A 1229-nucleotide genomic window follows, 5' to 3' on the forward strand; every position below is an offset into this window, starting at 1 on the left:
TGTACACAGTGCACTGGGTTATGTATCACCTTTTGAGTTTGAAGCAATGTACTATGATAAGATTAACCCGTTAGGTCAGGTGGCCTAACTTAAATAAAAAAGTCTCCGACAAACCCGGTACGGTTCAAATGAGGCATATTGAAATTAAGTTTTTTGATTCAATGGAATGGGCGTTATATAATAAAAAAATGGGAGCCTTAAGCTCCCATTTTTTTATTATATTTTTTAAATTTTAAGTATGTTGAACTGTCAATTTTAAACCTAAAGCATTCACAACACGGTTGATCGTATCAAAACGAGGCGTTGAATCTTGACGAAGTGCTTTGTAAAGGGCTTCTCGTCCAATACCTGCTTCTTTCGCAATTTGGGTCATACCTCTTGCTTTAGCAATTACACCAAGTGCGTGCGCTAATTCAGCAGGATCATTTTCTTCAAGAACCATATTGAGGTACATTACAATATCTTCTTCAGTTTTGAGTGACTCAGCCATATCAAAACTTGGTAAATCAGCTACTTTAACCATTTTAATCCTCCAACGTTTTTGATAATTTTACTGCACGATTGATGTCTTGTTGTTGAGTTGATTTATCTCCGCCACCAAGCATTACAATCACTACGTCACCATGTTGGATGTAATACATCCTCCATCCTGAACCGAAGAACTCTCTCATTTCCCAAACACCATCTTGGAGAGGTTTAATGTCTCCCCAGTTCCCACGTTGAACCTTATCTAATCGGCGATTCAAGCGAATGCGGGTCATATTGTCTTTAATGCCATCCAACCATTCATCAAATTCTGGTAGACGTTTAATTTCAATCATGAGGATTCCTTTTCTTCTCACTATATTGTATTCGATCGAATACATAATGCAAGATTTTTATCCCAATAGTTGTCCGCAGAAATTGGGGATTATTTCTGAATCTGGACCATTGAGAAATCAGGAAAAAATACAAAAACGAATGTTTTTTGATCAATCTTATTGGCTAAAAGTTACAGTTTTGCTTAAAAAGAAACCGACTTGTTTCCAAGTCGGTTGAACGAGAACGTTCCAGAGGGTATGAATAACGATAAGATACTGATCTTAAAGTAATATTAAAAATCTGTTATTCCAAAGTAGAAATGTCCTATCTTAAAACCAAATAGAAATGTCCTATACAGACATTTCCAAGTCAAGCACAGGATTCAGATTTCGTTGTTGAATTGCTGTTTTCTGTGCACGTCTTCTTGG

General features: G+C 36.5%; 2 protein-coding genes. Both read right to left on the reverse strand.

Annotation, left to right across the window (positions count from 1 at the left end; genetic code table 11):
- Positions 1-232: 232 nt before the first annotated feature.
- Complete coding sequence (locus FTT63_RS15465) at positions 233-523, reverse strand: addiction module antidote protein (RefSeq protein ID WP_000241337.1); 291 nt, start codon at positions 521-523, stop codon at positions 233-235.
- 1 nt (position 524) lies between these two features.
- Positions 525-821, reverse strand: coding sequence for a type II toxin-antitoxin system RelE/ParE family toxin (locus FTT63_RS15470; RefSeq protein WP_034583450.1), 297 nt, complete (start codon positions 819-821; stop codon positions 525-527).
- Between the last annotated feature and the right edge of the window lie 408 nt (positions 822-1229).

The organism is Acinetobacter sp. C15 (assembly GCF_013420645.1).
In the GTDB taxonomy this organism is placed as follows: Bacteria; Pseudomonadota; Gammaproteobacteria; order Pseudomonadales; family Moraxellaceae; genus Acinetobacter; species Acinetobacter indicus.

Bases quoted from the DNA above. Each gene is read 5' to 3' on its own strand.
- FTT63_RS15465 (WP_000241337.1), bottom strand. From the start codon at position 523: ATGGTTAAAGTAGCTGATTTACCAAGTTTTGATATGGCTGAGTCACTC.
- FTT63_RS15470 (WP_034583450.1), bottom strand. From the start codon at position 821: ATGATTGAAATTAAACGTCTACCAGAATTTGATGAATGGTTGGATGGC.